This window comes from Lentibacillus halophilus (assembly GCF_055395055.1).
In genome coordinates this window covers 1,204,525-1,226,094 of sequence record NZ_AP043750.1, presented here as the reverse complement: position 1 = coordinate 1,226,094, position 21,570 = coordinate 1,204,525, and the positions used below count along the sequence as shown (strand labels likewise).

At 44.3% G+C, this 21,570-nt stretch carries 26 protein-coding genes; 3 read left to right on the top strand and 23 right to left on the bottom strand.

Translation table 11 applies throughout. The annotated features are described in order from the left end of the window. Positions 1-110: 110 nt before the first annotated feature. From ACZ5Q7_RS05960 to acpS, 14 genes are all read right to left on the bottom strand, one after another. On the bottom strand, positions 111-713 hold the full coding sequence (locus ACZ5Q7_RS05960; RefSeq protein WP_343751011.1) for a SpoIIE family protein phosphatase: 603 nt from the start codon (positions 711-713) through the stop codon (positions 111-113). Further along, entirely contained in the window at positions 710-1,501 is a 792-nt protein-coding gene (gene sigB, locus ACZ5Q7_RS05955) for an RNA polymerase sigma factor SigB (RefSeq protein ID WP_343751010.1), read from the bottom strand. The genes ACZ5Q7_RS05960 and sigB overlap by 4 nt, the downstream gene beginning before the upstream one ends. Next, the gene (rsbW, locus tag ACZ5Q7_RS05950) at positions 1,473-1,949 is read right to left on the bottom strand and encodes an anti-sigma B factor RsbW (RefSeq protein WP_343751009.1); all 477 of its coding nucleotides are present in this window, start codon (positions 1,947-1,949) and stop codon (positions 1,473-1,475) included. Before rsbW ends, sigB begins: the two co-directional genes overlap by 29 nt. Further along, positions 1,949-2,281 (bottom strand): STAS domain-containing protein, encoded by a 333-nt coding sequence (locus ACZ5Q7_RS05945; RefSeq protein WP_343751008.1) that lies wholly within the window; start codon positions 2,279-2,281, stop codon positions 1,949-1,951. The genes rsbW and ACZ5Q7_RS05945 overlap by 1 nt, the downstream gene beginning before the upstream one ends. Before the next feature lie 82 nt (positions 2,282-2,363). Continuing rightward, complete coding sequence (locus tag ACZ5Q7_RS05940; RefSeq protein ID WP_343751007.1) at positions 2,364-3,371, bottom strand: PP2C family protein-serine/threonine phosphatase; 1,008 nt, start codon at positions 3,369-3,371, stop codon at positions 2,364-2,366. Between the two features lie 76 nt (positions 3,372-3,447). Beyond that, positions 3,448-3,849, bottom strand: coding sequence for an anti-sigma regulatory factor (locus ACZ5Q7_RS05935; RefSeq protein WP_343751006.1), 402 nt, complete (start codon positions 3,847-3,849; stop codon positions 3,448-3,450). 2 nt (positions 3,850-3,851) lie between these two features. Further along, positions 3,852-4,208, bottom strand: a complete 357-nt coding sequence (locus tag ACZ5Q7_RS05930; protein WP_343751005.1) for an STAS domain-containing protein — start codon at positions 4,206-4,208, stop codon at positions 3,852-3,854. 4 nt (positions 4,209-4,212) lie between these two features. Beyond that, on the bottom strand, positions 4,213-5,082 hold the full coding sequence (locus ACZ5Q7_RS05925) for an RsbT co-antagonist protein RsbRA (RefSeq protein WP_343751004.1): 870 nt from the start codon (positions 5,080-5,082) through the stop codon (positions 4,213-4,215). Positions 5,083-5,403: 321 nt separating this feature from the next. Next, complete coding sequence (locus ACZ5Q7_RS05920) at positions 5,404-5,763, bottom strand: type II toxin-antitoxin system PemK/MazF family toxin (protein WP_343751003.1); 360 nt, start codon at positions 5,761-5,763, stop codon at positions 5,404-5,406. A 5-nt stretch (positions 5,764-5,768) separates the two neighbouring features. Further along, entirely contained in the window at positions 5,769-6,056 is a 288-nt protein-coding gene (locus ACZ5Q7_RS05915) for a CopG family ribbon-helix-helix protein (protein ID WP_343751002.1), read from the bottom strand. Positions 6,057-6,272: 216 nt separating this feature from the next. Beyond that, positions 6,273-7,400, bottom strand: a complete 1,128-nt coding sequence (gene alr / locus ACZ5Q7_RS05910; RefSeq protein WP_343751001.1) for an alanine racemase — start codon at positions 7,398-7,400, stop codon at positions 6,273-6,275. A gap of 101 nt (positions 7,401-7,501) precedes the next feature. Continuing rightward, entirely contained in the window at positions 7,502-8,518 is a 1,017-nt protein-coding gene (locus ACZ5Q7_RS05905) for a LolA family protein (RefSeq protein ID WP_343751000.1), read from the bottom strand. 66 nt (positions 8,519-8,584) lie between these two features. Further along, entirely contained in the window at positions 8,585-10,111 is a 1,527-nt protein-coding gene (locus ACZ5Q7_RS05900; protein ID WP_343750999.1) for an NAD(P)H-hydrate dehydratase, read from the bottom strand. 61 nt (positions 10,112-10,172) lie between these two features. Continuing rightward, positions 10,173-10,538 (bottom strand): holo-ACP synthase, encoded by a 366-nt coding sequence (gene acpS, locus ACZ5Q7_RS05895; RefSeq protein WP_343750998.1) that lies wholly within the window; start codon positions 10,536-10,538, stop codon positions 10,173-10,175. Between the two features lie 154 nt (positions 10,539-10,692). Between acpS and ACZ5Q7_RS05890 the strand changes: the two genes are divergently transcribed. Then, entirely contained in the window at positions 10,693-11,445 is a 753-nt protein-coding gene (locus ACZ5Q7_RS05890) for a rhomboid family intramembrane serine protease (RefSeq protein WP_343750996.1), read from the top strand. Positions 11,446-11,486: 41 nt separating this feature from the next. Here ACZ5Q7_RS05890 and ACZ5Q7_RS05885 read toward each other — a convergent pair whose 3' ends face one another. The 3 genes from ACZ5Q7_RS05885 to ACZ5Q7_RS05875 all read right to left on the bottom strand — a co-directional run bounded on the left by ACZ5Q7_RS05885 (position 11,487) and on the right by ACZ5Q7_RS05875 (position 15,163). Further along, the gene (locus ACZ5Q7_RS05885; RefSeq protein ID WP_464433161.1) at positions 11,487-12,917 is read right to left on the bottom strand and encodes a PH domain-containing protein; all 1,431 of its coding nucleotides are present in this window, start codon (positions 12,915-12,917) and stop codon (positions 11,487-11,489) included. After that, positions 12,907-13,386 carry a PH domain-containing protein gene (locus ACZ5Q7_RS05880; protein WP_343750994.1) on the bottom strand — a complete coding sequence of 160 codons (480 nt, stop codon included), beginning with the start codon at positions 13,384-13,386 and terminating at the stop codon, positions 12,907-12,909. Before ACZ5Q7_RS05880 ends, ACZ5Q7_RS05885 begins: the two co-directional genes overlap by 11 nt. A 262-nt stretch (positions 13,387-13,648) precedes the next feature. After that, on the bottom strand, positions 13,649-15,163 hold the full coding sequence (locus tag ACZ5Q7_RS05875) for a degradosome RNA helicase CshA (protein ID WP_343750993.1): 1,515 nt from the start codon (positions 15,161-15,163) through the stop codon (positions 13,649-13,651). 377 nt (positions 15,164-15,540) lie between these two features. Here ACZ5Q7_RS05875 and ACZ5Q7_RS05870 point away from each other — a divergent pair, with 377 nt between their 5' ends. Next, positions 15,541-16,449, top strand: a complete 909-nt coding sequence (locus ACZ5Q7_RS05870) for a DMT family transporter (protein WP_343750992.1) — start codon at positions 15,541-15,543, stop codon at positions 16,447-16,449. Between the two features lie 18 nt (positions 16,450-16,467). On the opposite strand, the gene ACZ5Q7_RS05865 is transcribed toward ACZ5Q7_RS05870, so the two are convergent. The 3 genes from ACZ5Q7_RS05865 to ACZ5Q7_RS05855 form a co-directional block, all read right to left on the bottom strand. Next, complete coding sequence (locus tag ACZ5Q7_RS05865; RefSeq protein ID WP_343750991.1) at positions 16,468-17,187, bottom strand: alpha/beta hydrolase; 720 nt, start codon at positions 17,185-17,187, stop codon at positions 16,468-16,470. Positions 17,188-17,248: 61 nt separating this feature from the next. Continuing rightward, entirely contained in the window at positions 17,249-17,584 is a 336-nt protein-coding gene (locus ACZ5Q7_RS05860) for a YppG family protein (protein WP_343750990.1), read from the bottom strand. A gap of 78 nt (positions 17,585-17,662) precedes the next feature. Then, positions 17,663-17,935 (bottom strand): glutaredoxin family protein, encoded by a 273-nt coding sequence (locus ACZ5Q7_RS05855; protein WP_343750989.1) that lies wholly within the window; start codon positions 17,933-17,935, stop codon positions 17,663-17,665. A 142-nt stretch (positions 17,936-18,077) separates the two neighbouring features. Between ACZ5Q7_RS05855 and ACZ5Q7_RS05850 the strand changes: the two genes are divergently transcribed. Then, entirely contained in the window at positions 18,078-18,794 is a 717-nt protein-coding gene (locus ACZ5Q7_RS05850; RefSeq protein ID WP_343750988.1) for a VOC family protein, read from the top strand. A 62-nt stretch (positions 18,795-18,856) separates the two neighbouring features. On the opposite strand, the gene ACZ5Q7_RS05845 is transcribed toward ACZ5Q7_RS05850, so the two are convergent. From ACZ5Q7_RS05845 to ACZ5Q7_RS05835, 3 genes are all read right to left on the bottom strand, one after another. Then, a complete protein-coding gene (locus ACZ5Q7_RS05845; RefSeq protein WP_343750987.1) occupies positions 18,857-19,177 on the bottom strand; it encodes a thioredoxin family protein in 321 nt (106 codons plus the stop codon). A gap of 70 nt (positions 19,178-19,247) precedes the next feature. Next, the gene (locus tag ACZ5Q7_RS05840) at positions 19,248-20,063 is read right to left on the bottom strand and encodes a DUF368 domain-containing protein (protein WP_343750986.1); all 816 of its coding nucleotides are present in this window, start codon (positions 20,061-20,063) and stop codon (positions 19,248-19,250) included. A gap of 126 nt (positions 20,064-20,189) precedes the next feature. After that, positions 20,190-21,377 carry a CapA family protein gene (locus ACZ5Q7_RS05835; RefSeq protein ID WP_343750985.1) on the bottom strand — a complete coding sequence of 396 codons (1,188 nt, stop codon included), beginning with the start codon at positions 21,375-21,377 and terminating at the stop codon, positions 20,190-20,192. Positions 21,378-21,570: the final 193 nt, after the last annotated feature.

The following is a 21,570-nucleotide window of genomic DNA, read 5'->3' as shown; positions in this document are numbered from 1 at the left end:
CTGTGCAGTATACAGGACCCTGCTCATGCACCACGCAAACAATGCACATCCGTTTCCATTCTATCAAAAAAGCTGCCAAATAAAAAAAGACCATAGGCACGATCGGGGTCTCACTCTTGATATTGAATAGCAATCATCGTCGTATCATCGTCATGTGTCTGTCCACTTTTGTATGCGCTATACATATCAACCACTTGCTGCACATTCCTTGTCAGCAGGAAGTTTTGAGTGATGTCCCTATCACTGACGCCATCGGAAAAAAGAATGAAATTCATGACAGTATCAAGTTTTCCTGAAACAACTTTAAACGGTTGATGGAAGCCTGCAAGATAGCCGGAATTCGGTATATGACGGTTCTTCACTCCATTTTCAGGGATTGTCATCATACCGATATTGCCAATTGAGGAAAAGGTATAACGTCGTGTGAAGAAATTGATTTTTAACAAACCGACCACTACACCACGTTTGCCCGAAAGCTGTTGGTTGCAATGCTGAATCAGTTGATTCACCGTTGCATAAATACGATGTTTGATAATATTGATAACGATATCCGCCGACTCTTTCGCTGATTCGCCACTTCCCAGACCATCAGCCAATGCACAGATGAATTCCTCGTCTGTTTCGGTATAAAAATAACTGTCGCCGCATTCAATCTGCCCGGCTTTCGCTTGTTGGTATACCGCTGTCATCACGTTGGGCCTTTGACCGATCACTCCAGCACCTCCGCTTGTTCGGAATTCAATGTTTCACGGAGCTTACGCAATGAACGGCGTTGCAATCGGGACACATGCATTTGGGAAATACCCAGCTGCTCCCCGGTCTCTTTCTGACTCATGCTTTCAAAATAGGTGCATCGCAAAATTGCTTGTTCCCGATCCGTCAGTACCGGAAGAATCCTCTCCAGAAGCATACGTTGATCAGCATTCTTAAAATCATCCTCATCACTGCCGATTAAGTCCAGAATGGTAACCGTGCTGCCGTCCGAATCGGCTTCCAGCTTCCGGTCAACAGACAGAGCTTTGTAGCTTTTGCCCATTTCCATTGTTTCCAGTATCTCCTCTTCCGGCACTTGCAAATACTCTGCCAGTTCCTTGATCGTTGGGGAAACCTGATTACGGGCCGTCAGATCATCATTTGCTTTTTTTATTCTCGGCCCCAGCTCCTTAATGCGTCTGGGAACGTGCACACTCCACGTTTTATCACGAATGAACCGCTTTATTTCCCCAACAATCGTGGGGATGGCAAACGATTCAAAGGATTTACCGTATGTGGCATCGTACCGTCTTACAGCGGCTATCAGACCTATCATGCCGACTTGTTTCAGATCTTCGTGTATGCTGCTGTTTTTAGAGTATTTTCTTGCAATGGAATCAACTAATTCCTCGTAGGACAGTATAATTTTCTCCTGTATGTCTTCTTGATCAGGGTTTTGCTGCAACTTATTGATCCACTCATATATTTGTCCCTGACTATTACTGTGTTGCTGAGATCTGGTCGTCATCAAGACCCACCCCGTTTTCATGAAGGTACTTTGTCATCAAAACAATAACGCCATCATGATTATTAATCTCCACCCGATCCATCAATGCATCGATCAGGAAAAGACCAAAGCCACCTTCGCGTAAGTTCTCAACAGACTCCGAGCTGTGATATGGACCTATACCCCCTTTAACATCATTTAAGTCAAAACTTCCACCGTGATCGGCCACCATGACTTCCAATCGGTCATCATACACACCGAATCCAACTGAAACCTCACCATTATCACCCTCTTGATAGGCGTGATCCACTGCATTTGTAATTGCCTCAGATACAGCTATCTTCAAATCTTCAATCTCGTCATAGGTGAAGCCGATGCGATTGGCTATACCCGATATGCTCAAACGGACAATACCTACATAGTCCGCTTTAGCAGGAACTCTCATTTCGCTGAACTCAAAATTTCCCATTATTTATTCCCACCCCAAATCGCAGTATCGATGGTAAAAATGTCATCAAGACCGGTGATTTGGAATAATCTTAAAACGCGGTCCTGCAAATTTTTCAAACGTATGCTGCTGTTATGCTCCTTGGCAGATTTTAAGGCACTGATAAAGATGCCCAATCCTGTACTGTCCATATAGCCTACATCTTCCAAGTCAACAATTACCTGATGTCCTTCTGATGTCGTCAACGGGACTAATGCCTCTTTAAGCTGCGGTGCAGTATAAGCATCAATTTCGCCTGATAACCAAACAGTGGACTGATTATCAGCATCGGTCACATCAATGGTCAAATCCATCTCACATTCCTCCTGTGCTCGTTCAGACCATTTATTTTTATCGCATTGAATAACAGATAACTTTACCCTGGACAAGCCTCGTTTAAACTTTTTTCAGAACAATTAATGTGAAATCATCACGAAGGTGAAAGTCCTGTAGCCATTCAAAGTGCTTATACACGTTGTCAACCATTTCCTGTGCGGGCAGGTGAGAAAAGCGGCCAATCACATCAAGAACTTCCTGACTTTCAATGAAACGATCCCCTTGCCTGCATTCCGTCACGCCATCCGTCAACAAAATCAACATGTCGCCCTGGTGAAGCACCCGCTCGTACTGTTGATAGTTTGTATCGGGGTCAACACCGAGCACCAAACCTTTTGCTTCAAGTTCCTCAAACGTATTTTGTTGAGCATTGAAATAAAAACCCGGTTCGTGTCCTGCAGACGAATAACGAACAGTTCCACCGGATGGGATAAATTGGGCATAGAACATGGTAATGAACATGCTATCGTCGACATTTCGTTCAACCACACGATTCAAGTTTTCTAATATCGTCTGTGGACGCATAATTTTCTCCGGCAGACTGTCCATAGAATATTTAATCATCGACATGCATAAAGCAGCCGGAATTCCTTTTCCAATCACATCAGCAACAGCCACCCCGAGCAAACCATCCGAACCAGTGACAAAATGATAATAATCCCCATTCATTTGATGAGCAGGGACACTGATAACGCCAATGTCCATTCCCTCCATGTCAGGGGTGGTCGTTTTCAGTAACGTATCCTGCATGTTTGCTGCCACAGCAATTTCTGACTTAAGTTCCGACTGTTCCTCCCTCAGTGTATGGTATTCCTGAAGCATAACGCCATAGGAAATCATCGTTTCGAGAAGAAAATTCATCGAATGGCGGAAATAAGCCGGCATGTCCGAATAAAGGGAAGCCATTGCCTGATTATGCAGGTTAACAATATCCTCCGGCGGCACGTTGTTTTGAATAAACTGTTTGCTAATTTGTTCCGCTCCATATAGCGATTGTTCATCTTGTGCTGCAATGTAATGTTTCAATAAACGTTGATAATTCGCTGCGTCCGGTTTCAGGGTATCCATACAGCTGACTCCCCCTTTTATTTAAGCAGTCAAAAAGAGAGATACAAATGTCTGTTCTTCATTATATCTCAATTTATTATCTAGTCCATTTCACAGCCCTTATTTCTGTCCCTTTGCCTTTTTCGGATTGAATATCAAATTGATCCACCAAGCGTTTAACACCCGGAAGCCCCGTACCAAGGCCACCTGATGTAGAGTAGCCATCCTCCATCATTTGACTGATATCATCCATCCCCGGACCATCATCAAGCGACACTAAGGTCATACCTTTTTGTTCAGTATGACTGATCTGTTCAAAACATAATTGGCCACTGTCGGTATATAAATAGATATTACGGGCCAGTTCCGAAACAGCTGTTGCTATCCTTGCTTGATCGACAGTGCTGAACCCCACGTCCCGGGCACATTCACGGCCAAGCTGTCGCGCCTTGACAATATCCCATTCATTATTAATAGTAACACAGGATAGGAGGCCCATCGTTATTCCCCCAATTCCTGACGCAGTTTAAGCAGTCCTTGTTCCAAATCCAAAGCCGTAGGAACATTCTGCAAATGGACACCGAGTTCGATCAGGGTCATGGCAACAGGGGGCTGGATTCCTGTTAATACCACCTTAGCACCCATCAGATTAGACATTTTGACAACATCACCAAGAACCTTGGCGATAAAGGAATCAATCATGTCGACGGATGTTAAATCAATAACCACACCGGAGGCACCCGTCCGATGAATTTCACTCAACAGATCTTCCTGAAATTGAATTGCCGTGTTGTCATCCATTTCGGTCTGAATCGAAATCAATAAGTAGTTATGCAGTTTTAAAATAGGTATCCGCATGCGATCACGCTCCACCGAGGGAATCCATCATCTGTTCAATGGAGTCATCTTTTTGACCGGAATCAACAATTTGTCGGCCGGTCATTTCGAGTGCTGTAATAAATCCTTTTCGAAGTGAACTTTTCGTCGGAAATTTACTCAGGTCAATGCCTAAATTGACAATTGTTTGAGCAATTTCGGGGCGGATGCCGACAAGAATGCATGTTGCTCCGATCAACCGAACCGCTTCGGCAGCCTGTATGATATGATGAGCAACCATGGTATCAACAACCGGAACACCGGTAATGTCAATTAATACCACTTCTGAATTATGTTTAATAACCCCGTCCAGCAATCCTTCCATAATTAGCTTGGCGCGCTCGGTATCGATCGTTCCAATAAGCGGCATAACAGTAATATTATCAATAACAGGAATGAGTGGGGCCGATAGTTCCTGAAGAGCCACCCGTTGTAATGATATAATATTTTCCCAGTTCCCTGAGTACTCATTAACCAACTGCCGAATGACTGGTTCCACCCAAAGGTCAACTTGTTGCATCAACTCGGAAATATAATGGCTGTCCACTTTATCGGACTGATCAAGAATAAAGTCAATGGTCACCCGTCTGAACACTTGAAGACCGTCTGTAATGTAACTCACCTGCCAGCCAAGATGGATCAGTTTTTCCGCAAATTGTTGTAATTTTTCCGTTTCTCCTTGATTCTTTATACTGTTAAAGATGATATTGACAAATTCTCTGTTCGTGCTCTCCAATAGTTCTTCCGAAACACTGTCACTGTAGTTCGCACGCTTCATTGTATCGATTTCAGCCAGCCATTTCTGTACAATGGTATCACTATTGTTCAGTACAATTGATTTAAAATCCTTGTCCAACATTTTCCCTCCAGACGCCCGGTTAATCCACTTATCGTAAATGGAGCAGAAAGAGTCTATTATACATGTCATTTTAGCATGAAGCATAGCAAATTTCGATTATCACGGGATGGACAGAAAAAGCTATGGATAACACAAAGCGCATTCAACGATCCCTTCTCTTTTACAAAACCGTCATCGTCATACACAAAATGTTCGGGTAGACAGCCCGATAAAAAACACTCTTCCGGATGTATGCCTTAATCACAGCCATACATCCGGAAGAGTCATTTCATGAGCACTTTATATCGGAAGACCCCTGCCTGCTCGAGGGGGCATCACCTATTGATCGTACATTTCCTTCAAACCGAGACTAATCTCCAGTGCCCTATCAATTTTTATCATCATATGATGATCCAATCTTGTAATTTTATCGGTCAGCCGCTGTTTATCCAATGTTCTGATCTGCTCCAGCAATATGACCGAATTGCGGTCGAAACCGTACTTTTTCGCGCTGATCTCCACATGGGTCGGGAGCTTGGCCTTCTGAATCTGAGCAGTTATAGCGGCTACAATCACCGTCGGGCTGAACCGGTTACCGATATCATTCTGCAGGATCAATACGGGACGGATGCCTCCCTGTTCTGATCCAACGACAGGGGATAAATCAGCGAAATATACTTCGCCTCTTTGAACGATCACGTGCCCTACACCCCGATCACTGAGCGCTGCAACGTATTTTTTTCAGCTTCTTCTTCAGCCTGAAATGCCTCAGAGGCAATGGTAAGATTAATACTAGCCATTTCCATATAGCCTTGCTGCATCGATTCACGGAACTGACGGATATGCTCTTCTTTTTTGTGTTCCAAATAATTTTTTGTAGCCTGGCATATGAAATCGCTCAAATCGCTATTTTCATACTTCATTAGCCCATCCACCTCATTCAGCAGATTTTTTGGTAAACGTACAGAAATTTCCTGTAAGCTCTCTGACAAAACCATGCACCTCCGACAACTTGTAACGATCATTTTTGGATTCCAATTCATCATATCATTGTACCATTTTGTTTGCAAAGGCTTATCAGAAAAATTTCAGAAAAGGGTACGCTGTCCATTGGTTGGAAGAATTTTTCCCTGCCATTATATTTATGGAGATATTGCCATTATTATGCTTCATGATAAAAGGTTAGTTAAGGCGGCTTCTGACGTCAGTCAATTGTTGTCTTTATATATTCTGGGGACACGACTGGTTATGGTGCATGGAATTTCGTAATTGATAGTTTCCAAGTGGGCGGCGATTTCGTCCGTTTCAATTTCTTTGTCCCCTTGCTTGCCGATCAATGTCACTTTTGTTCCTATTGGGTATTCTTTATCTAGTCTGATCATGGTCTGATCCATGCATATCTTTCCGACAACAGGCATCCGTTTGCCATCAATCAGTACATCGGATCCCTGTAATTGCCGGATCCATCCATCTGCATATCCGATGGGAATGGTGCCAATCCATTCGCTATCGGTCGTTGTATAGACCGCTCCATAACTAATGGACTCGCCCGGATCCAGTTTTTTAACATGGATTAGCCGACTATGCAACGAAAAGGCCGGTTTCAATTCGATATCCCACTCGTTTTTTGTGACGACGGAAGGGTATAAGCCATACATGGAAATACCAAAACGAATATAATCATACATTTGTTCCGGAAAGCGAATGGAAGCGGCGCTATTACCGATATGGATCGCAACGGGGGCATTCCATTGTGACCGGAACGCGTCTAGCATATGCTTGAATCGGAGCCATTGTTTCTCCAAATAGGTCTGATCCGCTTCATCAGCTGTGGCAAAATGAGTGTAAACACCCGTCATCATCACCCTATTCGTGTCGTTCAGCTCATTCAGAATCCCAGTCAGCTCTTCTGTGGTACGGATTCCGATACGGCCCATACCGGTATCCCATTTCATATGTGCTTTCACCGGTGCCGGAAGCGAATAGCTTTTCACTTCCTGCAGCCATTCTTGCTGAAAAAACGTTAGTATAATATCCCTTTCGGCGGCAATCGGAACATCTTCAGGTGACACCCATCCAAGCACTATTACAGGCGCTGTTAAGCCGGAATCTCTTAATGACAGTGCTTCCTCCAGCATGGCCACCGCCAGCATTTGTGCTCCTGACTTTAATGCTTTTTCTGCGACTTGCACGGCACCGTGACCATACCCATCTGCTTTCACGACGGCGATAATAGAGCTGTCATCCGGCAGTTTGCCTTTCATTTGCTTTACATTATGTTCAATGGCCGTTAAATCAACTTCTGCCCATGTATCGCGATATATATGATTCGCCATCGTTAAACTCCTTCGTTGCCTTTTCCTTTTATTCTATCCTAAAAACAAGAGAAAATAAAAAAGCAGACCCCCTCCTATATGAGTCTGCTTGCCATCCATCGTTACTTCGCTTTTTTGCCTTGAACGGATTTTGCAACATGAATCAATTCGTCTTTGGTCAGCTCATCACTGGCCAACATAAAATTCATTCCATTATTTGTCCACTCGATCGTGTTATCCGATAAAACCCCAATGGAATGTCCAAGATTCACGATATCCCCGTTCACCATTTGCGATGATGCAGATGTTGGAATGACATCAAGCTTCTCTTCAACGAGTGTAAATTTCTTTTCACCGGAAAAGGACATAATGACGCGTTTGCCGTTTTCCATATCCACTTCCTTTTCTTCCACCAGCTCGGACCCGACCATCTCCAGCGGATAAAGGACAGTGAATGTATCTTCATTGTCTTTTCCCGAAACGGTTTCTTTTGCTTTATTGCTCTTCATATTTTTTTCCATAGCAAAATCGTCGTCATTAAAATCAGGATCCATATTAAATTCAGAGTAATCCACTTGCACCAGTGCATTCTCATCCTTATCAAGCACTTTTACTTTCACCGGTGTATAGGACTCTTTATCAAAGTAAATCTCTTGATACGGCAAATTGTTGTTGCTTTGATAATTCGTTTCGGTCTTAAAAATATAGTGATCCTCAGTCGTCGTGAATGTTGCTTCGCCGTCATTGGCAATATCACTGACGAGCGATTGATAAAGGTAAGGTTGACTGCCGTTTTCCGGCCATTCTTTTTGAAATTTAAAACTCTTATTCAGTGCCGGCGAAAGAACAAACACACCGTCGTCATTCTTCAGGATGATCTGACTTCCCTTTTCATCTTGTTCATTGGCCAATTCAACCCGATAGTAGTCTTTCTTTTGATGCCATATGTCTATATTATACGTCTGATTTTCCTGCCCGGTCGTCATTGTCATAACGGCTTTTGCCTTATATCCATCCATGGATTCCAAATTTGACTCCAGCTTGCCGAGAACGTCTTCCTTAGACTGTTCCCCACAGGCAGCTAGCAAAAGGATGAGGCCGAAAAGAATTGCACCCCGGACACCTACCATTTTTTTCATGGATATATCTCCCCTGTCTCATTTCTCACGTATTGCGAGTACATTTTCAGGGAAAATAGGGTATTGTCACGATTGTTCGATGCATGTACGATAGACGTTTACCATTTCATGCAAGAGATCCGATGCTATTAAATCATACATCGAATGCGATTCCGACACAAGCATATCCGCAGCTTTCCCATGGGCAAAGCAGGCGTTGCCTAGTGCTTCCATAATGGACTGATCCTGCATCATCATGGCCAGGATAACACCCGAAAGCACATCGCCACTGCCACCTTTAGCGAGTCCAGCATTCCCGACTGTGGTCACTGTTTGGCAGCCATCGGGGCTCGTGATAATGGTGAAAGGACCCTTTAATACGAGATGGACACCGTAGTTTTCAGCAAATGTTTTTGCATAGGCAAATGGACGTTGACGCAATTCGGATACAGTAATACCCGCGAGCATAGCCATTTCACCAAGGTGAGGCGTCAAAATAACAGGTGCCCACCGCCTTTTTAACGATTCCAGTAATGCCTTCACGTGGTACAGGCCGTCCGCATCTATAATCAGCGGAGTCGTCGCCTTCTCCAGTGCTTCCTGGATAAATCGGCGTCCTTCCACATGCCTTCCCATACCCATGCCCATGGCAACTGCATCATAATGATCAAACGAAATGGGCCGATCACACGTCAGCAAGCCATCTGTCTCTTCAAGCGCAAGATACGTTGCTTCCACACATTGGGAGGCGACAGTCGGAATAGCACTTCTAACCGTTGCGGCTGTTATCAGACCAGCGCCTGAACGCAACGCCGCACTGGCTGTCATAGCAATGGATCCGGGCATTTCCGCACTGCCGCCTGCCGCCAACCCCTTTCCATGTGTGCCTTTATGAGAATACTGCTTTCGCTTCGGCATGGTATGGCGGAACTGCTCTTCTGTCCACACAGAGCGTCTGGAACAATTAGAAGTCACAACTGATGGCAAACCAAAGGAAACCACTGTCCAAGTGCCGTAATAAGGGGCGGTTCGCTCCAGAAAAGCACTCATCTTGGGATATCCGGCTATGATTGTTTCATTGGCCTGTATCGCATCAAAGTCATCCCAACCTTCGTTTGCCGGCAGTCCGGAGGGAATATCAACCGAAAAGACATAGGACGCCTTCTCGTTAATGTCCGCTGTCATGGAGGCAAGTGGTTCACGCAAACGTCCGTTCAGACCGATACCTGCTATGGCATCCACAACAGCATCCGCTTCCCCGGCAAGTTGCCCAGCTTCAAAGGATGTTTGGAGAATAGACACGATTCCACCGCAACGTTCAAACCGTTGTTTATGATAAAGCGCATCACCGGTGAGTTTTTCATCCGGCACAACCTGATAAACGGTGACGTCATACCCATCATCCAGAAGGGTCCGGCCGATGACAAAACCATCACCGCCATTGTTCCCGCCGCCTGCAAAAATGCGGATGACGTCTGTGTTTTTCACACGTTCCTTTATAACCGCGGCAATGGCTCTTCCTGCGTTTTCCATCAGTAGTTTCCCGTCCAGGCCCACCTTGTTCATGGCACCATTATCCATATCGTACATTTCTTCTGCGGTGACAATATACACGCTACTTCCTCCTACCCGCACTAGAATATATGAGACAACCTTGTGAGATATGCAGGATGTCCTAACCGTTCTTTTCTTCCATAACGACCTGTGCTGCTGCATACTCCCGGCTGTGTGTAATGGACACAAACAAATGAGCCTGTTCATATCCCCTCACACACATTTCCGGTGCTCCGTTGGTATTTTGAGTAACTTCGATATCCCGAAAACGAATCCTCCCTATGCCGTGCCCACATGCCTTGGCAAAAGCTTCTTTGGCAGCGAACCGCCCGGCAAGATACTCCGTTCGACGCCGATCATTAGAAAGATCTAAAAAAGCCTCTTTTTCCCTGTCTGCCAAAATTCGGTCGGGCAAACGGGTATTTCTTTTAATAGCGGCAGCCATGCGGTCCAATTCAATGATGTCCATTCCAATACCGATAATCATTGTTCCAAACCTTTCTGCGACCAATGCATATTGTTATCATTGTTTCCGTCATTTTTAGTAAGCTAATAGTAATCACGCGTAAAAAATAAAAAAATATATGGCGTTTGACCGTATGATACCCGATTTTATGCGTATAGGTAAAGGAGAAGTGCCGATGTTTGTACGGAATGAGCGAAGTATCAAAGAATTTATGCACCTCTACCCGGTCGTTTCCTGGCTGGTCATTATCAACCTTGGGCTATGGCTTTTAAACAGTCTTTTACCATTCGGAAACACCATCCAAGGCTTAGGAAGTGGGGTCAATTTCTTAATCAGTCAAGGGGAATACTGGCGTTTGTTCACATCGATGGTTTTACATAAAACTCTGATGCATGCCTTGTTTAATTCCTTTGCCATTGTGTTATTCGGACCGGCCTTGGAGCAAATGCTTGGAAAATGGAAGTTCATCCTCGCCTATGTGGGTACGGGGTTTATCGGCAATCTGGCAACCGTTTTGCTGGGTCCGGCTATCTATGCGTCCGTTGGTGCATCAGGGGCTATTTACGGCCTGTTCGGCATTTATGTATTTATGGTTGCTTTTCGGAAACATTTGATCGACCAGTCCAGCGCCCAGGTTATAACGATCATTTTCATTATCGGTCTTGTCATGACTTTCATCAGACCGGGCATTAATGTGTATGCCCATGTGTTCGGATTCATTGGTGGCTTTGCCATTGCCCCGATGGTCTTGAATAATGTTCGTCCATATGCACCATGGCGATACAGAAACTATGGCAATGACGGCTCCATCCAATTTAATCCGAACCGCTGGCAGAAAAAACAACGGAATCAAAAACTATTCAAAAACATTCTTTGGATTGCCATTGGGATTCTTGTACTGCTGGCTCTGATCGGTCGGATATTCTGATTAAAAGGAATCGGCGATAAACCGATTCCTTTTTGACATTATTAACGTCGGGAATACCAGTCTGCCAGTTTATCTGTGAGCGATTCTTCCAAGTCCTTTATGGCAAAGTGTGTACCTGTCCCCATTGTTCCTATAATCGACAATCTCATTGTCGCCAGTTGCTGCGAGCCCTGAATCTTATGCTGCTTCTTCTCAAACGCCTGAATCCGTTTATGATGCATCATGACAGTGTTCCGGCTGAATGAGCGATGCCTGATGATCACATGGTCACCATCCAGGCGAAAGCCGCCGTCCATGTGGCGCCAAATCCCAAGACCCATACTTCCCGCCAACAATAGAATCGGTACCCAAATAAACTGCGGAATCCAGAATCCCGTTGCTAAGGTCAATATCACAAAAAGAATTGATGCACGAAAAACATAAAACTTACGAGCCCGCTTAGGCAATGGTGTCGGCTCTTGTTGAATCCCGGCATAATCCGGCACAAACGTTTTTAGAAACGATTCCACTTCATCCCGTTTCATAATCGGGAAAAGGGTCGAAGAAAAATCCTCTTTGTCATCCATGGATCCGCCGGCGATTTCGGCAAACACTGTCACATAGCCGAGTGGCTGCCTGATAATACTTTCCTGAATGCCAACTGCCTGAATGCGTCTCAGAGGAATGGTCAACTGTTTTTTCTCCAAAAGGCCACGCGTTATAAACAAATCACTGTCATTTTTCGTAATGGTGAAATTCCCATTTTTAATCATCGTTCCGGCAATCCCGAGCAACCATAGTAATAGCAATCCCACAACAGCCAACACAATCATAATAACGAACCCAAAACCGATAACCCAATTCATGGTGCTGTTGAAAGCCGACTCAGGTATAAATTGTTCCAGTTCGGACAATCCGGCTGCTGCCAATGTGAAAATAACACCAACACTGCCTGATGTTGTTCCTGCTATAAACAACCGTTTAAAGCTGATCGTCTGTGATGGCTTGGCTGCTTCCTCCGATTCATGCACTGCATTCTCATCAAGATTCTGCGTCGGTTCCGCCGTTTTCAGTTCCTGTCTTAATGCTTTCCCTTCAGCCAATTTGACCGCACTGAGAGACGCCTCTGCATCTGTACCCGTACCAGCCGTTTCAATCTGCACTTTCGTCAAGCCAAATATCCGATGAATAACACCTGATGTCAAATCAATCGACTGAATGCGATTTTTTGAAATAAACCGTTTTTTCCGAATGAGAATACCATATTCAATACGCAATTCATTATTTTCCACCCGATACGTATAGCGATACCATGTTAAAATGGCTATAATAAGAAATAAGATAAGAAAGCCCGCTGTGATTGGTACAAAAATAAGCCAGTTATCCCAAAATGAAATGGAACCAGCAATAATAACAACAAATAATTCACGCACTGTTTTTATGAGATTAAATAATATAGCCGCAGGATGTAAACGTTTCGCCTCAGACATCATCGTCATCCACCCTTGCCAGCGCAGAAATTCTGTCCCTCAATTCCGACGCGTCTTCCTCCAACAATGCCGGAATTTCATGAGTCGTGGCAGCCGTGGAAATTTGCACACTGGCCAGTCTGTACTTTTTCAGTATGGGTCCCTGTTGGGTGTCCACATGTTGCACACGAATCATTGGAACTAATGTCCGTGAAACAACCAGGATTCCGTGCTGGATGTAGATTTCCTGTTCAAACACTTCATAGCGCCATCGTCTCCAGCGTACATTCGGCAGCAAAAACACAAAAACATATGTACATAGAGCACTGATAACAATGGCCATGGCACCGTACCAATTCGAAATATCATATAAAAATGCCAAAAAGAACAGTGCGATAGCGGCAAGCCAAAGTATCCCCACGTATATCGCAGCCGTTATTTTCCATGCGCTGACAGCATCTTTTGCAATCCGGTTCATCGGTGGCAGTCGCATCGTATTCCCCTCCGTTTTCAAAACGTTACCTGACGTTCCCCTCTTATATGAGCCAGCATATCAAAATTTGAATCATTATCACATGTGCCTCCGGAAATATCTGATTTATCGAGGGACTCATCTATTTCGTAATTGAGTATTTAGGTAATTATGACATTAAAAATAGCATACAAACCACGAGGTGAAGTCGTATGCTATTTACCGTGTTTATTTTCGTTTTCACTATCAAAAGGAAAGAGTCTGTTGTCACAGAAGCCTTGTATCAGTTGCTTGGTTTTCGGTTGTTTTGATTTCTTTGATCATTTCCTTTGCGGTTACGTCCGCCTTGGTTGCGACCACCTTGATTGCGTCCTTGGCCACCTTGCTTATGGCCGCCGCCCTGTCTGCGTTTGCCATAAAATTTCTTATTGCCTGGCTTACCACCTTTGTTATTTCTGGAGTTTTGAGCTTTTTTCACACTGATCGGCTGAACGGATGAAATGTTCACGGGGGCATTGCGACGCTCTTTCGTCAACATTTTCAAAGCCGCAGCAACAACCGACACGGAATCATGATCCTGCAGAAGTTCGCTGGCGGTCTCATGATATTCCTGCAATTCCTGTTTATCGATCGTTTTTCGGAGCTTGTCAGCAGCTACCTGCTGCTGGCCGCGTCTTGCCTCTTGAAATGTCGGTGGCCCCATCCGCTTCATCTTGCTTTTCGTCACTTTCTCAATCAGATGCAAATGAGCCATCTCCCGCGGCGTGATAAATGATATGGCTTCACCGGTGCGTCCCGCTCTTCCTGTTCGGCCAATTCGGTGCACATAACCTTCCGGGTCTTGCGGTATGTCAAAATTGTAAACGTGAGTCACGCCAGAAATGTCCAATCCGCGCGCCGCTACATCGGTGGCTACTAATACATCAACACGGTTATTTTTGAATTTGTTCAGTACTGACATCCGCTTGCCTTGCGTCAGATCACCATGGATCCCTTCTGCGCGGAACCCTCTCGTCTGTAAGCCGTCAGTCACTTCATCGACACGTTTTTTCGTACGTGTAAACACAATAGCCAGTCCCGGTGCATAAATATCCAAATGATTCGTCAATGTATCAAACTTGTGCTTTTCCGGGATTTCAATAAAGTACTGATCGATATTTTTGACCGTCATTTCTTTGGCTTTCACTTTTGCTTCTTTCGGACTGTTCATCAGATTAGTTGCAATATCACGAATTTCCTTAGGCATGGTTGCGGAAAACAACAGGGTTTGCCTGTCGTCAGGGATATTCTTCAATATATCTCGAATATCTTCGATGAAGCCCATATTCAACATTTCATCCGCTTCATCAAGCACAGCGGTCTTAATGTGGTCTGTTCTGATCGTCTTTCTGCGCATATGGTCCAGCAATCGTCCTGGTGTTGCCACCACGATTTGCGGGCCATCTTTAAGAGCCTTGATCTGCCTGTCCATTTGCTGTCCGCCAAACACCGACATGGTGCGGATACCCTTTCCTTTGCCAAGACGGTTGATTTCTTCGGCAACCTGGACAGCCAGCTCTCTTGTCGGGGCTACGACCAATCCTTGTATTTTTTTCTGATTCGCATCGATTTTTTCCAGCATAGGAATGCCGAACGCAGCTGTCTTCCCAGTGCCTGTCTGTGCCTGGCCAATAACATCATTGCCGTCTATAGCTAGCGGTATGGTCTCTGCCTGTATGGGGGTCGCTTCCTCAAAACCCATATTCTCCAATGCCTTCATGATAGGCTGTGATATGTTTAATTCATTAAATGTTGTCACCTTGTTACTCTACTCCTTCTTTATACAAAATAGCCTTTAAAATAATTCGATTGTTCATTGTTAAACGTTCCCTCCTGCACAAAAGCCCGTATCCAAAAAACTCATCCATAAAATAACAGCTGCTCTATTCTAACACACCCATTAAAATAATATCCACTACTTCTCATATGATTTTTAAAATGAGGGATAATAACGTGACTCTTTAATTCGTGAGACGTTTCTTTATCTTCAACGGATGACGGCATTCAATACTGTTTATCCCACGCTTTTTACATTTTTGGCTTTCCCATGTTTATTTATAAGGGGTATTACAACCCGATCATGCGTGGTAGAATAAACAAGATTGCATAACAATGACTGATAAAGGAGGATAAACGATGCGAATCCCTCCGTTTAATCCATATATAGCGGTTGTAACCGGTGTTATTGCGGTGTCATCGTCAGCCGTTCTTGTTAAGCTCGCTGATCAAGCCCCCGCAGCGATTATTGCCAATTATCGACTGTTGCTGGCCGTCATCCTCATGATACCGGTTATCCTTTTGAAATATCGGCATGAATTTTCTTCCATTATCAAAAAAGATTGGATTTTATCCGCTCTGGCTGGCATTTTCCTCGCATTTCATTTTATTGTTTGGTTCGAATCATTGAATTATACATCCGTTGCCAGCTCGGTGGTACTTGTTACCTTGCAGCCGATTTTTGCGTTTTTAGGGACGTATCTGTGCTTCCAGGAGCGCTTTTCTTACGGCGCAATTATCAGCATGATTATCGCTATCATAGGAAGCTTCATTATTAGCTGGGGCGATTTTCAAATAAGCTTGTCTGCTTTATTGGGGGACATGCTCGCTTTGCTTGGAGCAGTGTTGGTCACCGGCTACTTCCTTATGGGACAGGGCGCACGAAAGCGACTGTCCTTAATGACGTATACATTTATCGTGTATGGCATCAGTTCTGTAACCCTCATTCTTTATAACCTAATAGGACAAAATGCATTTTTTGGTTATCCGGCCGATCATTGGCTTGTTTTTCTCGGACTTGCTGTATTTCCAACGTTTCTTGGCCATACATTGTTCAATTGGGCTTTGAAATGGCTGAGTACAGCAACCATTTCCATGGGAATCGTATTTGAACCTGTTGGGGCTTCTATTCTGGCCTATGTCATACTTGGCGAAACTGTTACGCCATCTCAGTTGCTCGGCGGAACCATTGTTCTATTTGGTCTGTTTTTGTTTATTATGAGCACAACAAAAAAACGGAGTGTAACACTATCGAAAAAGCAAACGTAAAAAATAGAGGAGGGAACATTATCCCGGTGCCTCCTCTATATGTGCCGCTTTTTTTGATGTCAGAAACTGATAAACCATCCCGTTCAGCATATCCTTGTCATCGCCGAGGCAGATCAAGTGTCTGGAGCGATCAAATAACACCACTTCCTTCTTCTCAGAGGTTATTTCTTTATCCAAATCTAACGCTGCTTTGTATGGTACGACCATATCGCGCTGCCCATGAACGATCAATACCGGTGACTCTACATGGGGTAAATACCTCTGGGTAAATCGAACCAACCGAATAAATTCCAGATTCGCTTTCATCGGAACCCGTCGCCACTTGTCTCTATAATGCTTAAAAAAACCATTTTGTCCAAGATTTCCTTTCACCCCATCCGCAAGTATGTCCTTTAATTCTTTCGACATTTGCCGGAATGACAAGTATTTTCTCGATGTGGCCAGAAGCACCAATTTATCAACCGCATGCCTCGATGCCAAGTAGGCTGCAATCATCCCGCCCATGGAAAAACCAATTAAATACAGTCTATCCGTCTTTTCTCTCATTTTTTTCAATGCATTCTCTGCCGATGCAAGCCAAGCTGTATAGGATACGCCATCAAGTTCACGATTTCCGCCGTGCCCGGGTAGTGTCGGCACGTGCACATCCCAGTTCGTATAGTTTCGTAAATAGGCTGCTAGCGGCTCAACCTCATAAGGTCCGCCTGTATATCCGTGTATGATTAAACAACCGACCATGCTCATTCTCCTCATTTATCCGAATCTGACAAACATCCCTCTGGACACGTCCAACTGTATGTCAACGGTCTGTGTTAATGGTCATTTGCTTTATCAATGAGTGCACTTCCTTGACAACCGGGGACAACTGACGAACTGTTTGAGTTGCTTGCCCGGCTGTTGTCATGATTTTTTCAATATCCATTCCACCACTATCATCCTGAAAATAATGAAAAAGATTTTCGGATGCAGATGACTGGCCGGGCGTATGGTTGTTGGTTGCATATGGGTCCGGCATCATCGGTTGTTTAGGCTTGGCATACACATCAAATGGTGTCGGTGGATAACCGGTATTCACAGGGCTGTGGGGATAGGGGTTCTGAAACGATGGATGATCAGGCGTATCTTTCCTCAGCATGTAATCCGCCCCTTTTATAAGCTGTTCTTACATTCAGTTTATGCACTGGTGACATAACCGTGCATGTAAACACAGACCTTATCCATTCGATGCACGCCCATATGATTCATGCTGCTTTAGGCCAAGCTCGTATTTAATGGTATTGATTTGTCGCCCCAATATCAACCGGTCATTAACAAACGTCGCGGGCGTGCCAAAAATACCGTTTTCCTGAAGCTGTTCCATATGGTCCTTATGCTGGGTTATATTTTTTGTTTCATAATCAATCTGACAATAATCTAACTGACTAAGCAATTGTTTGCAATCGTTATTGGCATCACTGATATAGACAACAACCTTTTGATTGTTCACTTTGGCTTCCTCCTTGGTGGTCACACCCTTTGCAATGCGTTGTCGCTTATTATCTTCCCATTTTTCCAACGCATAAAACGCTTATATGACAAACAGATTACATTTGTATTAAGCGGCAAAGGATAGTGATAATGGTACCAATATGCAGACGTTTGAGCTGATTATTCGCCAGCCACACCGGAATAACCGTAAAATGACGCCAAAAGGAATGACAGGAGGCAATCCCATGCTTGCACTCGATCATATTATTATTTCTGCACATAATCCGGAACAAGCTGCTCAGGAATTTGCCAACAAATATGGCATAACAGTCGTTCAGGGAAGTGAACACCCCAACTGGGGGACGTATAATTATCTCGCCTACTTCCGCAATGACTGTTATATCGAATGGATCGGCATCGCTGATTGGGCTGTTGCAAACCAATCAACCAATCCATTAATCCAGCAACTGGCCGGAAAGCTCTCAAACGGAACGGAAGGGACTATCCAATATGCGCTCCGCACCGACCGAATGCATGCATATATCGATCATTTCCATGCTCAGGGTATCGCATACACTGGACCCTTCCCGGGAAGCCGAAAACGGTCGGATGGACAGCTTTTGAAATGGCAGATGCTGTTTCCGTCATCTGAATCAACTGAGAATGTGTGGCCCTTTTTAATCGAATGGGACGACGTAAAAAATACACCGCCGGATGAAAACATGATCAATGATCAACACATATCATCCCTGGATGCGATCATAAACAATCCGAATGAATTTGCAGCCATTTATCAACTTCCCTACACACATCAAACAGCACGACTGGAAAATGCCGAGTTACGTTTTGCCGAGGCATGGAGTTTTGTCTTGAGATAGACGGACGGCTCTCCTTGATTAAAAATCACTCCCCACCATGGGAGTGATTTTTAATTGATGCTTTATGTCAGTTGCTGGTTCAGGAATTCACTTACCGACTCCGGTGTCTTCGTATCAGAGCTGTGCTGATGGGCAATTTTTTCGCCATTTTTGAAAATAAGAATGCTCGGAATACCCATCACTTCATATTTTTGCGCAATGCCTTGCACTTCATCGCTGTTGACTTCGTACCATTCATACTGATTGAATTCGTCCATAATATCGCCAATAAACATATCCATACGTTTGCAGTCGGGACACCAGTCTGCAAAAACTTTCACAATCACCGGTTTGTCCGATTGGATAATGTCGTTGAACTGTTCTTCAGTTTCAATATGATTCATAAGAACACTCCTCTTTCTATGCGTCTAATTCTATTGTACCTATAAAACATATATTTGTCTTATAATCTGTTCAGTCCGCATGTTCGACTTTCCCAAGAATGTAGGCTGCTGATAGTCCCAATGCAAACGTGGCGATACTTGCCAATACAAGGGGAACCGTTGCCGGCCACCCCGGAAATACTACCACCAACGATCCGATCACTAACCCAGTGACAAGGGCAAATGTTGCGATACGGTAATGGACCAAAAAGAAATGAATAATTTTACTCATAACCGAAATACCCAATACAATGCCGATGCCTACCGCTGCAATAACGTCCAACTGCATATCACTGATGCCGGTAATAACGGTTTGAAAGGCACCAATCATGAGAAAGATAAGCGAGCCGCTGATCCCGGGCAATATCATCGCTGAACTCGCCAGAAATCCGGCCATTAACAGCCAAGCATACGTCATTAATGTTCGATCCTGAACAGCCGATCCTTCATTTTCACCTATTAAAGCCAGCGACCCAACGACGGCCGCACCAACAAGCAGGATGAGCACATGTCTTATGCGGAATGTGTTATTGGCATCCGCCTGGCGAAATAAATAGGGTATGATACCCAGAATCAGTCCCAAAAAGAAAAACTGCAGTGGCTGCGGATAATATTTCAGCAGCCACTTAATCAGATGGCTCAGTGAGAATATAGCGATAACGATTCCCGTACCAAGTGGCACAAGGAACCCTAATTGTTTTTTCCAATTTTTACTCAAGACGCCATTGATAGCTGCAATCAACCGGTCATAAATGCCAAGCAGGACAGCGATGGTACCCCCGCTCACACCGGGAATAACATCACTGGCTCCCATCAGTACACCACGATAAATATTTTTCCATTCCATAATTGTAAATCTCCCTTGTCCATTACTTTAGTAACATTCCTATCAAATGATGCTTGTCAATCATATGACCGTATCGTCGGAATGATGTCTGTCCGTCGTCTTTCACCATCATGACCCGCGTAGAGATCAGTCATTCTCCAGCGGTTTTTCGATGAATTCCAACTCCGGTACCCATTGCGACATATGACTTTTTATCTCCTGATAGTGCTGCTGGGAATCTGCGAGTTCGTTATTTGTCAGCTCGTACATCGGAGCAACTTCGTAATTAGCCTGATTCCGGAATTTCACAAATGTCGGAAGAAACTTTGGTGCCTTCACTTGAACCGTTTCTTGCCCGCCTTTTACAGTTTTCTCCATTGTAAACTTGAAGACCCCGCCAATACGGCGGTAAAATTCATCCTGACCGGATAAAAAGTTACCTAATGAATAAATGGCGAGCATTCGATGACCATCTTCCCCTTTAATCCAATCAATCGGCTGTAAAACATGCGGGTGATGGCCTAAGACGACGTCGACGCCGTTGTCAGCGGCAAATTGGACCAAGTCTTTTTGTTCATTGCTCGGCATCCGTTCATACTGATCACCGTAATGCAGGCTTAAAACGACAGCATCTGCCTGCTGATTGGCTGTTTTGATTCGTTTGCTCATCTTCTCTTTATCAATCAGATTGACGAGGTAACCTTTTCCTGAGGGGACCGGAATTCCGTTTGTTCCGTATGTATACGCTAAAAAGGCCACAGAAATACCTTGACGAGTTTCATGCACACGCACGTCGTTTCTATCTGATTCACTCTTATAAGATCCTGTATACATCATATCAATTTTTTCCCAATGTTTTATAGCACTTTGAATGGCTTCTTCCCCGCCATCCAGCGTATGATTATTCGCCAGTGAGACAACATCAACGCCTGCCTCTTTCAAAGCATCTCCTACTGCTTGCGGACTATTGAATGTCGGATAATTTGACAATCCCAACACCTCACCGCCAATCATCGTTTCCTGGTTCGCAAATGTGATCGTTGTGTTGTTCAGATAAGGTTGCACTCGCTTCAGCATCGGATGAAAATCAAACTCTCCACTCTTTGTACGCGCATCATTGTAAACTCTGCTGTGAATCAGCATATCACCAATGGCAGAAAGAGTAATGGTTTGTTTCGTAATGTTAGGCTCTTTCGGCTTCTCATGTTCTGCCGCCTCTTTGGCAGGTTTTTTATCCGATCCTGATGTTTCATCCACTTGGTTACCCGAGCATGCCGCCAATAAAAGACTTAGACCAAATAGAATCAACGTCCATAAGGATAACTTTCGTTTCACGTATCTTAACCCCTTCGTCATTTTGCTCTTATGATAACATGACTGATGCCAAAAAACGACATTATTTGCACACATCTAAGCTTTGGAAAAGTGATAGTCGAGATAGAATAATACCCCGAGTATTCATTACTGTTTCACTAATCAGCCAAACCTTTATACTATCTTTTGACAATCGTTGCTGTGGGGTACGAAT